Here is a 13674-nt window from a genome sequence, read left to right on the forward strand (position 1 = left end):
TGGTTTTCTATATGTGTGATATTTAAGCTGCCATTCCTTTCCTTGGATTATATTTGACCTTAGAAAGGTAAGTGCTCACTTATCCCAGTCCCTCTTATAAACAACCAACAGCACAATCCCCACTTCTTTATGAGAATTGTTCTAAATATTTCGTTACATTTTGGTCGTTATTACTAAAAGGCAACAAATATGGATATTTCCCGTCGTAAGTTTATTCAATCATCTCTCGCTATATCCGCACTAGCTGTTTTGCCCGCTTGTTCTATGAAGCAGTCTGTTGATGGGCAAGGTAAGTATGTCTATGACTTAACTGCTGAACCTTCAATGGCTGAGTTAGTCGCGGGATTTGATACCAATGTTTTAGCCTTTAATGGACAGATTCCAGCTCCGACGATTCGATGTCGACAGGGTGAAAAGGTCACAATTCGTTTTACGAATAAGCTATCAGAGCCGACGACTATTCATTGGCATGGCTTAAGAATTCCTATCGAAATGGACGGTGTTCCCTTCTTAAGTCAGCCACCGATTATGCCAGGTGAAACATTCATTTATGAGTTTACGCCGCCAGATGCTGGCACATTTTGGTATCACCCACATATGAATAGCGTTAAACAACTTGGTATGGGTTTAGTTGGCCTTATTATCGTAGAAGAAAGCACTCCCGTGCAGTTTGACGAAGAACACGCATTGATGCTTAAACATTGGCATATCGACAAGCAGGGTCAATGGAAAGACTTAATGATTCCTCGACTCAGTGCTCGTATGGGCACTCCTGGTGAGTGGAGTAGTGTTAATGGAGTTCATGAACCCGTATATCAGTTGAAGCAGTATGCCGCGACTAGACTGCGTATTGCTAATGTCGATAATACGATCACTTATCCTATTGCTATCGAAGGGGCTGAGGCTTGGGTGATTGCCATTGATGGTAACCCTGTGAAAACGCCTTACAAACTGACTCAACATAAAATTGGTCCAGGGATGCGTGTTGATATCGGACTGATCGCTCCTAAAGCTGGTGAGCGAGTTAACGTTCTCCAAATGAAGGGGCGTTTCCCTTTTTCTTTGTGTGAATTTGAAGTCGTAGATTCAGCATTTTCTCAAGAGCGAGTGTTACCATTATTACCATTGAATCCAGTACCTAACCTAGATCTTGCTAATGCTGAAGAGATCGATTTCGTGTTCGAGTGGGAGGGTGCGGTTTCACCTGTATCTAAAGATGGTAAATCGATGCCTAAATTTTGGCTTACTAATAAACGAGCGTGGGAGGGGATGAGCAAAGACAATATCCCTGAGCCGTTGGCGACTTTAGAGCTAGGTAAGACTTACATATTCGATCTTAAGAACGTCACTCAATATCATCACCCGATTCATATTCATGGTCATACATTCACTGTATTGGAACTTGATGGTAAAAAAATTGAAGAACCTTTCCATACCGATACTGTGTTACTTGGAAAGAATGGTCGAGCTAAAGCTGCATTTGTTGCCGACAACCCAGGACGTTGGATGTATCACTGTCATGTTATAGAACACATGAAAACGGGTTTAATGGGATATATCGAAGTTAAGTGACACCTGTAACGTTTAATATTTGCGCATGCATTCTTAGTTTCTACCCTCGCTTTTATCGGCGTTAAAGCTAGAATATAGGGATTATTGTTTGGGAGGATTCATGGGTCAGTTATCTATTTTAGGTTTTATTGCCATTGGTGGCGCATTTGGTGCTTGTTCGCGCTATTTGATTTCAGAGTTATGTGTGGTGATGCTAGGGCGTGGTTTTCCTTATGGTACGTTAACTGTTAACGTGATTGGCTCTTTAATTATGGGCTTACTCATCGCAGCGTTTGAGAATGAGATGGTTGCGACAGAACCATGGAGACAAATTATCGGTCTTGGTTTCCTTGGAGCACTGACTACATTTTCTACATTTTCGATGGATAACGTGCTTCTTATGCAGCAGGGTGCTTTCTTTAAGATGGGACTCAATGTGTTACTCAACGTGGTTCTCAGCATCTCAGCAGCATGGATCGGCTTCCAACTTTTGATAAAGTCTTAAAACTTTCTTACGATTTGTTAACAACTCGGCTTGGTTTATCCAAGCCGTTTTTATATACTCGATCGAACTTGTCGGAGTGCCATATGGCTGAGACCGTTAACTCGGGATCCGTTGAACCTGATCAGGCTAATACCTGCGAAGGGAACAAGAGTAGATATCTAACTAGAATCCCTCTAGAGATCTATCTCCAGATCACAACTGTATTTCTTACCGTGATCCCTCTTGTAGCATCTAATCCGTCAAGCATTTTTATCCCTATAAATAATGGCTAAAAGCCAAGGAAAAATGCTATGTCGAGTCGTAAACAAGCAAGACTGGAAGCGAAGAATTTCATCGATTCTTTATCCGTACAACCTTATCCAAATTCAAAAAAAGCTTATATCCAAGGATCTCGAGAAGATATTCAAGTCCCTGTACGAGAAATATCACTCGCTGATAGCCTTGTCGGTGGTAGCAAAAAAGAGCCTGTATTCGAACCTAATGTACCCATTCAAGTTTACGATACCTCAGGTGTTTATACTGACCCGACACATCAAATAGACCTGTATAGTGGCCTTCCTAAGTTGCGTGAGCAATGGATTGATGAGCGTGGTGATACGGAACTGTTAGACGATGTAAGCTCTGTTTACACTAAAGAACGTTTAGAAGATGAAACTCTAGACGACCTTCGTTACGGCAACCTACCTAGAATTCGTCGCGCGACTGGCGATCAATGTGTTACTCAGCTGCACTATGCTCGTCAGGGGATTATCACTCCTGAGATGGAGTACATTGCTATACGTGAGAACATGGGACGTCAGAAGTTTGCTGATGAGCAGCTTAACCACCAACATCCTGGCCATAACTTTGGCGCAAACCTGCCGAAAGAAATTACTCCTGAGTTCGTGCGTAAAGAGGTTGCTGAAGGTCGAGCTATTATCCCTTCAAACATCAACCACCCAGAATCAGAACCGATGATTATTGGTCGCAACTTCTTAGTGAAGGTGAACGCTAATATCGGTAACTCTTCAGTAAGCTCTTCGATTGAAGAAGAAGTTGAGAAGTTAGTATGGTCAACTCGCTGGGGTGGCGATACCGTAATGGACCTTTCTACCGGCCGTAATATTCACGAGACTCGCGAATGGATCTTACGTAACAGCCCTGTACCAATCGGTACGGTTCCTATGTATCAAGCTCTTGAAAAAGTGAATGGCGTTGCGGAAGACCTTAACTGGGAAGTGATGCGCGATACTTTGATTGAACAAGCAGAGCAGGGTGTTGATTACTTCACTATCCACGCAGGTTTGTTGCTTCGCTACGTTCCGATGACGGCCAAACGAGTGACCGGCATTGTTTCTCGTGGTGGTTCTATTATCGCGAAATGGTGTCTTGCACATCACCAAGAGAGCTTCCTATATACACACTTCCGCGAGATCTGTGAGATCTGTGCGAAGTATGATGTGGCCCTGTCATTAGGTGATGGCTTGCGTCCAGGCTCTATTGCAGATGCCAATGATGAGGCTCAATTCTCGGAGTTACGTACTCTAGGTGAGTTGACTAAAGTCGCTTGGGAATACGACGTTCAGGTGATCATTGAAGGCCCAGGTCATGTGCCAATGCACCTAATCAAAGAGAATATGGATGAGCAGTTAGAACACTGCCATGAAGCGCCTTTCTATACGTTAGGTCCACTGACGACAGATATTGCTCCTGGTTACGACCATATTACCTCTGGTATTGGCGCGGCCATGATTGGTTGGTACGGCTGTGCGATGCTCTGTTATGTAACCCCTAAAGAGCATCTCGGCTTACCAAACAAAGAAGATGTGAAGACCGGCCTGATTACTTACAAGCTAGCTGCACACGCTGCTGACCTTGCGAAAGGGCACCCGGGCGCACAAATCCGAGATAATGCATTATCTAAAGCACGTTTTGAATTCCGTTGGGAAGACCAATTTAATCTAGCTTTAGACCCTGAAACAGCACGTTCTTTCCATGATGAAACTCTGCCACAAGAATCCGGTAAGGTTGCTCACTTCTGCTCAATGTGTGGACCTAAATTCTGCTCGATGAAGATCTCTCAGGAAGTCCGAGAGTATGCGAAAGACACCGAACAAGTGGCCGCGGATCAGGCTATCGAGATTAAGATGCTAGATAATCCGCTGGAAGGGATGCGTCAGAAATCACAAGAGTTCCGTGATACTGGCTCTGAACTTTACCACCCTGCAGTAGGTGCAAAAGAAGCTCAATTAGAGGAATAATGACAGTGAAGATACTCATCCCATCTCAAAATATTGAGTTAACGGGAGAGGTGCAGAACTGTCTATTGGTTGCTAAGCGACAAGGCTTGGCAACCGATGCAGTTGAGTTGGGTGTAAGCCCAACTCAATACTTCTCTATCGTTGACACTCAGCAGGCGTTATCTATTGGCTTTGCTCATGATGTTGATTCATTGGCGGAGTGTCAGCTAGCGAAACTGAACCACGTTGTTGATTACAGTAGTTCAGTCGCGCTAACTGACGTTTGTGATGCCTTTATACAAACTCCGAATACCATCTATGTCGGTGTCTCAGATGATTCAACTGTACTGGATATCTGGTCACACCGGGATGCTAATCGTGCTATCAAGAGTGAAACTACAGCTCATCAGGAGTTAGATAATCGCGGCCACTTTGCTTGGTTACTTACTTTGTTGGCTCTGGAATTCCCATTAGAGGACGCATTAGTTTTAGCTCGCGCATCGTCCAATGTTTCACGTGGAACATGGCCAGCACATTACCAAAACTTTCCAATTCCAGCTCTTGAAGATCAACGATTGAATATAAGCGTTGGTTGGGCTAATCAAGGGACAGTGCTTTCTTTTCCTGAGCTGGGTAAGAATAGTCTAGGTTTATACCCTGTGGTTGATGATGTTGAGTGGATCGAAAGGTTGCTCAAGCTCGGAATTAACACTGTTCAACTACGTATTAAAAACCCGCAGCAAGTGGACTTAGAACAACAAGTCGCGCGATCAATCGAGCTTGGTCGAGAGCATAACGCTCAGGTTTTTATCAATGACTATTGGCAGCTTGCACTCAAGCATGACGCATTTGGTGTTCATTTGGGGCAAGAGGATATTGAAGAGTCAAACCTCTCACAGTTGAGCCAAGCAGGTATCAAGATCGGTCTCTCTACTCATGGCTATTACGAGTTGCTCCGCATTGTTCAAATCAACCCAAGCTATATTGCGCTAGGGCATATCTTCCCAACAACAACTAAACAGATGCCATCAAAGCCTCAAGGTTTAGTTCGTTTATCTCTGTATCAACAGCTGATTGATACTATCCCATACACAGACCAACTCACTGGTTATCCGACGGTTGCTATTGGCGGTATTGACCAATCGACAGCTGAGCAGGTGTGGGAGTGTGGGGTATCGAGTTTGGCGGTGGTACGTGCGATTACATTGGCGGAAGACCCGCAGAAAGTGATCGAATTTTTCGAAAAACTGATGGCACCTAAATCTCCAACTCTTAAGGAAGAGGTTATACAGGAGCCTAGCTATGCTGAGTGACTTTGAATTCATCCGTTATCAACGACAAATTGCGTTACCTGAAGTGGGTGAGCAAGGGCAACGCAACCTTCTAAATAGTCATGTGTTGTTGATTGGTTGTGGTGGTTTAGGTAATGCCGCGGCTCTTTACCTGGCTGCTTCTGGTGTTGGAAAGGTCGTGCTGGTCGATGATGATTGTGTCGATTCATCGAACCTGCAACGACAGGTCGCGTTCAGGGAAAATCAGTTAGGTTCGCCTAAGGTTGAAGCGTTGAAGCAACAACTGAGTGAGCTCAATGGTCGCAGCCAAGTAAGAACCATCAATCAACGAATGAGTGAAAGTCAGCTTGAGCTTGAAGTGATGCTAGCTGACTTAGTGTTGGATTGTACTGACAACTTCGAGTCACGCCAGCAGGTTAACCAAGCATGTTTCAGCGCGAAAACCCCTTTGATTTCTGGTTCTGCAATTGGCTGGAAAGGCCAGTTTATTGTATTTGATTATCAGAATCAGAAAGGGTGCTATCACTGCTTGTTCCCGTTCAGACATCATCCACAAACGACTCGTTGTAGCGATAGCGGCATCATAGGCCCAGTTGTTGGCACAATAGGTAACCTTCAAGCTTTGGCTGCTATTCAACGTCTAACTCGTGGTGAGTTTCAGGTCGCAACACACCAACTCAAACTGTTCGATGGCCAGACGATGAATTGGCAAAACCTTATGGTCACTCAAGATAGTGAATGTCCTGTGTGCAGTGCGTCTGTAGTTAAGCATTTAGAAGAAGAAATCCAATGAGCCATATAACGATCTCGATAAACGAACAATCAGAACAAGTAGCACACTCGTCGTCTCTAGCGGACATTATCCAAGCTCTATCATTACCTGATCTAGGTTGTGTATTTGCAATCAATAATGCGGTTGTCCCGCGTAGCCAGTGGCAACAAACGGTCGTTAATGAAGGCGACGCTATATCTCTTTTCCAAGCCATTGCAGGAGGCTAACCATGCTAACTATCGCAGATAAAACGTTTCAATCTCGACTCTTCACTGGAACTGGTAAGTTCGCCAATAAGCACTTGATGGCGAGTGCTATCGAAGCTTCCCGTTCTCAACTGGCAACCATGGCGTTGAAGAGGGTTGATATTCGCTCTGAGCAAGACGACATTTTACAACCCATCATTGATGCTGGCGTGAACTTACTACCGAATACATCAGGTGCTAAGAATGCAAAAGACGCCATCTTTGCTGCCCACTTGGCTCGTGAAGCGCTAGGCACAAATTGGCTTAAACTGGAAATTCACCCAGATCCAAAGTACTTGATGCCGGACCCAATTGAAACGCTTAAAGCTGCTGAGCAACTGGTCAAAGATGGCTTTGTTGTGTTGCCTTATTGCCATGCTGACCCTGTTTTGTGTAAGCGCTTGGAAGAGGTGGGTTGTGCTGCGGTTATGCCGTTAGGTGCGCCGATTGGTTCAAATAAGGGTATTGCGTCTGCAGATTTCTTAGAGATCATTATCGACCAAGCGAATGTCCCTGTGATTGTTGATGCGGGGATTGGTGCGCCATCTCATGCTGCTCGTGCAATGGAAATGGGCGCAGACGCTGTGTTAGTGAATACGGCTATAGCTGCATCTCAACAGCCTGTTGAGATGGCGATTGCTTTTAAGCTGGCGGTTGAGGCGGGTCGAATGGCTTACCTTGCTGGACTTGCAGGAAAAGTATCTCACGCGGTTGCTTCGAGCCCGTTAACTTCATTCCTAGACGAGTAGTATTGCTATGACGTTTGTTGATCGATTTAAACAACTCAACTGGGACGACACTGGTATGTCTATTTTCAGTAAAACGGCAGCGGATGTTGAACGTGCTCTGAGTAAACCCAAACGCGACTTAGAAGACTTTAAGGCTCTGATCTCTCCGGCGGCAGAACCTTACTTAGAGCAGATGGCACAGCAATCGTTGGCGCAAACTCGTAAGCGATTTGGCAATACGATGTCGCTTTATATTCCTTTGTACCTATCTAACCTGTGCGCTAACGCATGTACGTATTGTGGTTTTTCAATGGAGAACCGTATCAAGCGCCGCACGCTTACTTTGGATGAGATTGATGCCGAAAGTGCGGCTATCAAAAAGATGAAGTTTGATAGTGTACTGTTGGTGACTGGCGAGCACGAAACTAAGGTTGGGATGAAATACTTCCGTGAGGTGTTACCGAATATAAAGGCGCAATTTAACTACCTTGCGATGGAAGTGCAGCCGCTTGATCAAGATGACTACGCGGAGCTTAAAACACTCGGCTTAGATGCCGTGATGGTTTACCAAGAAACATATAGTCCAAGTACCTACGCTGAGCACCACTTACGTGGCAACAAAATGGATTTTGAATACCGGCTTGAAACGCCAGATCGTCTGGCAAAAGCGGGTATTGATAAGATAGGAATTGGTGCTTTGATCGGTTTGGAAGATTGGCGAACAGACTGCTTTTTCGTCGCCGCTCACTTAGATTACTTAGAGCGAACTTACTGGCAAACGCGTTACTCGATTTCATTCCCACGTCTTCGTCCTTGTGAGGGGGGGTTACAACCTAAATCGATTATGAGTGATAAACAGTTAGTACAACTTATCTGTGCCTATCGATTACTAAACCCTGAAGTTGAGTTGTCTCTTTCAACTCGTGAGTCTGCAGCGTTTCGCGATAACGTATTGCCGTTAGGTATCACTAGTATGTCCGCCGCGTCAAAAACTCAACCTGGTGGTTATGCTTCGGGTGAGGAAGAGCTTGAGCAGTTTGAGATAAGTGATGAGAGAAGTGCAACTGATGTTGAGGCTATGATTCGTCAACGTGGGTTTGACCCAGTTTGGCGAGATTGGCATAGCGCTTACTCAGGCTAACTTGCAGCTTGGCTGATGTTTCACGTGAAACATCAGTGATGTGAAAGCGACAAATAAAAACGGCTACCTAAAGGTAGCCGTTTTCGTATCTGACTTAGCTAAACTGGTTTGGTTGAGCTTTCTATCGAACTAGGCACTAAGCGTGAGCCAGCGGAGTCGTTGCTTGGCGTAGCCATTCTAAAGTGTCACCTTTAACTAGTGGGCTAACATCGTTCCACACCTTTTGGTGGTAATCGTTTAGCCATGCAAGTTCCGGACGTGTCAGTAGATCGACGTTGATGTTGCGTTTATCGATAGGGCAACGTGTTAGCGATTCAAACGTTAATACTGAGAAGTCACCTTGAGTTGGCAGTTCAACAACCAGTTCTAAGTTTTCAATGCGGATACCAAACTCATCAGCACGGTAGTAACCCGGCTCGTTTGATAACACCATACCTTCAACAAGAGGGACGTCGATAAGCTTCTTAGAGATGCTTTGCGGACCTTCATGAACACTTAGGAAATGGCCAACACCATGACCTGTACCGTGGTCATAGTCGAAGCCTTCTGCCCATAAGTGTTGACGCGCTAGGATATCCAGTTGGAAGCCACGCGTACCTTGTGGGAAGCGAGCACGTGCTATACCGATATGACCCTTAAGTGCAAGAGTGAACTGTTGAATCATTTCTTCGCTTGGCTGGCCAATTGCGATAGTACGTGTGATGTCTGTTGTGCCATCTAGGTACTGACCGCCTGAATCGACTAGGTATAGTGTATTCATTTCTAGCTGACCCGGCTCCGGCTGGTTCTCATGATTGTAGTGACACATCGCTGCGTTTCCGCCTGCTGCAGAAATCGTGTCGAAACTTAGGTCCATCAGTGTTGGATCTTGCTCGCGGAATGACTGTACTTTGTCTGCTAATACCGCTTCGTTGTGCAGGTTACCTTGTGCCACTTCTGCATCAATCCAAGATAGAAATTTTGCCATCGCCACACCATCACGGATGTGACACGCTTTCATACCTGCAATTTCCGTTGCGTTTTTAGCGGCTTTTGGCATTAGGCATGGGTCGGCTGCTTCAATGATGTGAGCACCTGCGTTTTGGAGAACAAGCGTGTACCAAGCATTGCTTGTGCTTGAATCAACTGACACATTTTTACCTTCTAAAGATTGAAGGCGGGCCTCAAGCTTTGCTGGGTGAGCAACACGAATACCATTACCAACGTGTACTTCAAAGCCTGCAGGGATTCGAGCTGGATCTAAGAAGAAATCGACACTCTCATCGGCGTGAATGATGGCATTAGATAACACGACAGGTAGACGAGACACGTCTAAACCGCGAATGTTGAGTAGCCAGCAAATAGAGTCGAGTTCAGTAAGAATTGCGGCATCTGCACCTTTGGCTTTTAGTAGTCCTGCAATTTCAGCACGTTTGCTTTCACTTGATTGACCAACGGCATCTGTCGCCATTAGGCGAACATCAGATACGACAGGCTCAGGACGATCAGACCAAAGTTCATCAATCGGGTTTGCCACTAATGTTGTGAGTTCTACTTTATCAGCCAGCTTAGCTTGTGCGCCTTTCAACCAAGCAGCCGTGTGCATGCGTGGGTCGAATGCAACTTTACTGCCTTGTGCTAATGAATTGATGATCCAATCTAAAGCGGGTTCTTCAATAAGGTGGCGATACTCAAATAGCTCTGCCGGCACCTGCTTACGAACCTGAACCGTGTAGCGACCATCAACAAAAATAGCTGCGGTATCACGTGTGATAACAGCCGCACCTGCAGAGCCAGTGAAACCGGTTAGCCAGTGAAGTCGCTCATTATGAGCAGGAACGTATTCACCCAGATATTCGTCTTCGTGTGGAATGATAACGGCGTCTAAATGGTTTGTCTCAAGCCAAGTTCGAACCGCAGCAACGCGTTCAGCAGTGATATTGTGCATCTGTGTTTATCCTTATTGTTAGGGTCCTTGTTAACACTCACAGTCGATAGACATGTGAGGGGACTTATTAGGTCAATAAGCTAGCGCTTTTGTTCGTTTGCTGCAAACGCTGTACGCCATTTTTATCTAAGGTGCAGAGTTTTTTCTTTGATGATATCTCGCAGCCAAGTTAACGCTGGGTCGTTTTCTCTATCGCGGTGCCAAAAAAGAGTATATGCCATCGGAGGAAATTCCATCGGCAGAGGGACAACGACTAAGTCGAGCTGCTTAGCAACAAGGTAGGTGAAGTGGCTTGGTGCGGTAAACACAAAGTCAGTGTAGGTACAAAGGCTAGCCGCACTGTTGAAGTCAGGAACAGAAATGGCGATATCACGCTGGTGACCAAGGTCGGCAAGTTTGTAGTCGAGCAACCAACGATCGTTACCATCACATCTTACTTGTACATGACGTTGTGCAAGGTAGGTTTCGAGATCCCATTTATCGCTCAGAGCCGGGTGGTTACGCCTTAGCACACACATCTGTGCATCTCGGTAGATCTCTTGTTCGCAAATATCATCTGGCGGCAGCATGGTTAAACGTGCGTCGTTAATGTCGATATCTTTGCCGGTGAGTCCTATATCTAATTCGCCAAGCTGTAGCTTTTTAAAGGTTTGCTCCGTCCAAGCATGGGTGTTGATATTGACCTTAGGGGCTTGTCGAAATATCGCTGGTAAGAAGTGGGGAAGAATAAGTGGGTATACACTCTCAACAGCCGCAATGTGAAAGCTGTGGTCACTGTTATTAGGAATGAAAGTTTCCGGTTGGGTGAGTACGTCAAGTTGATTGATCAGTGTTTCTAATCGGGGCTTAAGGAAAACAGCTTTCGGTGTTGGTCGTAGGCCATGAGCACTTCGTGTGAAAAGGGGATCATTAAATTGCTCACGAAGTTTGGCCAATGACTTACTCACGGCAGACTGACTCAGGCATAGTCGATGCGCAGTGCGAGTAACACTCTGCTCTTCCATCAATACCTGCAAGCAAACTAATAGATTGAGGTCGAGGCGTGATAGTTTCTCAATATTCATGTGAGTTTCCTATTTGGAATAATGCTAATGAGTATATGCCATTTTTGTTCATATCTTTAGTTGGTTATTATGCACCTAAATTAACTCATTCGGAGAATCTTGTGCCTTCTAACGCGCTTCCAACACCTAGTAAACTGCAGGTTGCTTTATTGGCAATGCTGGTTCTGTTCAGCCCTTTGGCTATTGATATCTATCTACCAGCTCTGCCACAAATTTCGATAGCGTTTCACGTGGAACATGCACTAGCACAAGATACGATTACTTGGTTTTTATTTGCCATGGGTGTCGGGCAACTTTTTGCTGGCCCTTTGGCTGATAAGTTAGGACGTCGAACCGTTGCATTGGGAGGTGTTAGTATTTATGCATTGAGTGCTTGCTTGGCGTGGGCAGCTCAATCGATTGATATGATGCTAATAGCTCGGCTGCTACAAGGCTTAGGAGCTTGTGCGACTTCTGTAGCTGCCTTTGCAACGGTTCGCGATCTATTTGGCCCAGAGAAGAGTGGCCGAATGATCAGCTACCTCAATGGTGCGATCTGTTTTATCCCCGCATTGGCACCAATCCTTGGCGCTTGGTTAACGCATCAATTTGGTTGGCGCTCGAACTTCAGCTTTATGGCTGGCTTCGCGGTAGTCGTTGGCAGTATCTTATTCTTCCAAATGAAAGAGTCGAATCCGGTGACAGAAAAGGTGGCTGTGTTCAAGCTAGAGCGTTACTGGTCTGTACTAAAAACACCATCATTCATTTTCCACGCAACCTTGTGTTTGATGGCTATGGCAGTGATCCTCGCTTATGTCACCTCTGCACCGGTTGTATTGATGGAAAACCTAGGATTGACCATGAAAGAGTTTACTTTCTGGTTTGGTGTTAATGCTGCTATCAACATTGCAGCCGCGTTTACTGCACCTAAATTTATGGACCGTTTTGGTACTTATAAGGCATTGGTTGTTGGTATCTCGACGCTAGGCTTAGCGGGTGTGATTATGTTGGTGCTTGCTGAGCACGCGACTCCAATCGCGTTCATGCTACCGATCTTCTTATCGTCAGTTGGCTTTGCTTGGATTCTTGGTGCTGCTGCGGGTAAAGCTCTAGAGCCTTTCGGTGACCGCGCAGGCACCGCAGCTGCGTTACTAGGCTTGTTCCAGATGAGTGGTTCAGGACTTCTTGTCGGTACCATACAACGTCTTGATTTAACGTCGCAAGTGATGATCGCGTTGCAAATGTTCCTGATTGTTCCTGCATTATTAGTGCTTGTGAGCAAGGCGGGTAAGTCTTGGCACTCGACGCTTGTTAAGGCATAAGTTACAAGAGTGACAAAATATACAAATGGCGGTTTTCGAAACGTTAAAACATGGTATATTTGTCACTCATTGAAACGTTAGTCCCCAACGGAAAATACTGTAATGTCATTAACAACCTACGAAATGGCGCGCGTCTTAGAACAAATGGAAGATGCACCTGAAAAGGTCATGTTTGGTAAACTGCTTAAAGAGCTAGGCAACCAAAGTGAAGAGCGTATTCGCAGTGCGGCAAAACAAGTTCCAATCGATACTTTGCGAGACATAATTTACCAATTTCAGCGTGTGGTAGAGTCTCGTAAGGGTGAGCAGGTTCAGCTACTAGCAAAAGAGCTAGCCGAGCAAGGTATCTCTGCTGAAGAGCTACAAGCTTTTCTGAATAAGTAGTTTATCCCAGTTAAAAAGAAACCACTCAATTGAGTGGTTTTTTGCGTTTTGGGGTATATCAATTTAGTGCGAATGAAAGTTCGTTCTAACCTCTAAACTGTGCTTTCAAAATTCGATCAAGTGAGAATGGCCCAGCGCCCCATACGACAACGATAAGAATCATTAATCCCCACAACTGATGATCATAGAAGCCTTGCGCCCATAACACTGGGTAAGACACAACCGCAATGATATTGAAAACGAACAGAACCGCTGCCATAGGTCGTGTTAATAGACCAAGCGCTAAGAATACCGGCAGAATCAATTCAGCTGCGGTGCCCATGTAGGCGGCTAACTCCCAAGGTAGCAGTGGTACTTGGTATTCCAACTCAAACAAGTAAAGGGTGCTATCCCAAGTTGCTATCTTGGTCAGGCCAGAATTAAAGAATACCCACGCCACCCATAGGCGACAAAATAGTAGTAGTACCGGAACAAAGAGTGCCTGTGATCTCTCAATCAAACTGTCGTATTGAGCCATCATGTTTGTGACTGTGTTGTTATCCATA

13 protein-coding genes and 1 riboswitch are annotated in these 13674 nt (G+C 45.3%); of the genes, 10 read left to right on the forward strand and 3 right to left on the reverse strand.

Features of this window, described 5'->3' with window-relative positions; translation table 11 throughout:
* Nucleotides 1-189: 189 nt before the first annotated feature.
* The 8 genes from ACED42_RS14550 to thiH all read left to right on the forward strand — a co-directional run bounded on the left by ACED42_RS14550 (nt 190) and on the right by thiH (nt 8453).
* Complete coding sequence (locus ACED42_RS14550; RefSeq protein WP_371703060.1) at nt 190-1572, forward strand: multicopper oxidase family protein; 1383 nt, start codon at nt 190-192, stop codon at nt 1570-1572.
* A gap of 100 nt (nt 1573-1672) precedes the next feature.
* Nucleotides 1673-2056 carry a fluoride efflux transporter CrcB gene (gene crcB / locus ACED42_RS14555; RefSeq protein WP_004736665.1) on the forward strand — a complete coding sequence of 128 codons (384 nt, stop codon included), beginning with the start codon at nt 1673-1675 and terminating at the stop codon, nt 2054-2056.
* Between the two features lie 62 nt (nt 2057-2118).
* Nucleotides 2119-2217, forward strand: a riboswitch (TPP riboswitch).
* A gap of 129 nt (nt 2218-2346) precedes the next feature.
* On the forward strand, nt 2347-4296 hold the full coding sequence (gene thiC / locus ACED42_RS14560; protein WP_017103336.1) for a phosphomethylpyrimidine synthase ThiC: 1950 nt from the start codon (nt 2347-2349) through the stop codon (nt 4294-4296).
* Complete coding sequence (locus ACED42_RS14565) at nt 4296-5588, forward strand: thiamine phosphate synthase (RefSeq protein WP_371703062.1); 1293 nt, start codon at nt 4296-4298, stop codon at nt 5586-5588. Before thiC ends, ACED42_RS14565 begins: the two co-directional genes overlap by 1 nt.
* Nucleotides 5578-6360, forward strand: coding sequence for a ThiF family adenylyltransferase (locus ACED42_RS14570; protein ID WP_371703063.1), 783 nt, complete (start codon nt 5578-5580; stop codon nt 6358-6360). The genes ACED42_RS14565 and ACED42_RS14570 overlap by 11 nt, the downstream gene beginning before the upstream one ends.
* Entirely contained in the window at nt 6357-6566 is a 210-nt protein-coding gene (thiS, locus tag ACED42_RS14575) for a sulfur carrier protein ThiS (protein ID WP_017103333.1), read from the forward strand. The genes ACED42_RS14570 and thiS overlap by 4 nt, the downstream gene beginning before the upstream one ends.
* A 2-nt stretch (nt 6567-6568) precedes the next feature.
* Complete coding sequence (locus ACED42_RS14580; protein WP_371703065.1) at nt 6569-7333, forward strand: thiazole synthase; 765 nt, start codon at nt 6569-6571, stop codon at nt 7331-7333.
* Between the two features lie 7 nt (nt 7334-7340).
* The gene (thiH, locus tag ACED42_RS14585; protein ID WP_371703066.1) at nt 7341-8453 is read left to right on the forward strand and encodes a 2-iminoacetate synthase ThiH; all 1113 of its coding nucleotides are present in this window, start codon (nt 7341-7343) and stop codon (nt 8451-8453) included.
* Nucleotides 8454-8589: 136 nt separating this feature from the next.
* Here thiH and ACED42_RS14590 read toward each other — a convergent pair whose 3' ends face one another.
* Both ACED42_RS14590 and ACED42_RS14595 read right to left on the reverse strand, forming a co-directional pair.
* Nucleotides 8590-10380: an aminopeptidase P family protein gene (locus ACED42_RS14590; protein ID WP_371703068.1), complete on the reverse strand. Its 1791-nt coding sequence runs from the start codon at nt 10378-10380 to the stop codon at nt 8590-8592.
* Nucleotides 10381-10502: 122 nt separating this feature from the next.
* On the reverse strand, nt 10503-11444 hold the full coding sequence (locus tag ACED42_RS14595; protein WP_371703069.1) for a LysR substrate-binding domain-containing protein: 942 nt from the start codon (nt 11442-11444) through the stop codon (nt 10503-10505).
* A 101-nt stretch (nt 11445-11545) separates the two neighbouring features.
* Here ACED42_RS14595 and ACED42_RS14600 point away from each other — a divergent pair, with 101 nt between their 5' ends.
* Both ACED42_RS14600 and ACED42_RS14605 read left to right on the forward strand, forming a co-directional pair.
* Entirely contained in the window at nt 11546-12745 is a 1200-nt protein-coding gene (locus ACED42_RS14600) for a multidrug effflux MFS transporter (protein ID WP_371703071.1), read from the forward strand.
* Nucleotides 12746-12847: 102 nt separating this feature from the next.
* Nucleotides 12848-13129 (forward strand): hypothetical protein, encoded by a 282-nt coding sequence (locus ACED42_RS14605; RefSeq protein WP_009848181.1) that lies wholly within the window; start codon nt 12848-12850, stop codon nt 13127-13129.
* A gap of 85 nt (nt 13130-13214) precedes the next feature.
* Here ACED42_RS14605 and ACED42_RS14610 read toward each other — a convergent pair whose 3' ends face one another.
* Nucleotides 13215-13673 carry a DoxX family protein gene (locus ACED42_RS14610; protein ID WP_371703073.1) on the reverse strand — a complete coding sequence of 153 codons (459 nt, stop codon included), beginning with the start codon at nt 13671-13673 and terminating at the stop codon, nt 13215-13217.
* Nucleotide 13674 lies beyond the last annotated feature (1 nt).

It is taken from the genome of Vibrio sp. FF145 (genome assembly GCF_041439075.1).
In the GTDB taxonomy this organism is placed as follows: domain Bacteria; phylum Pseudomonadota; class Gammaproteobacteria; order Enterobacterales; family Vibrionaceae; genus Vibrio; species Vibrio tasmaniensis_A.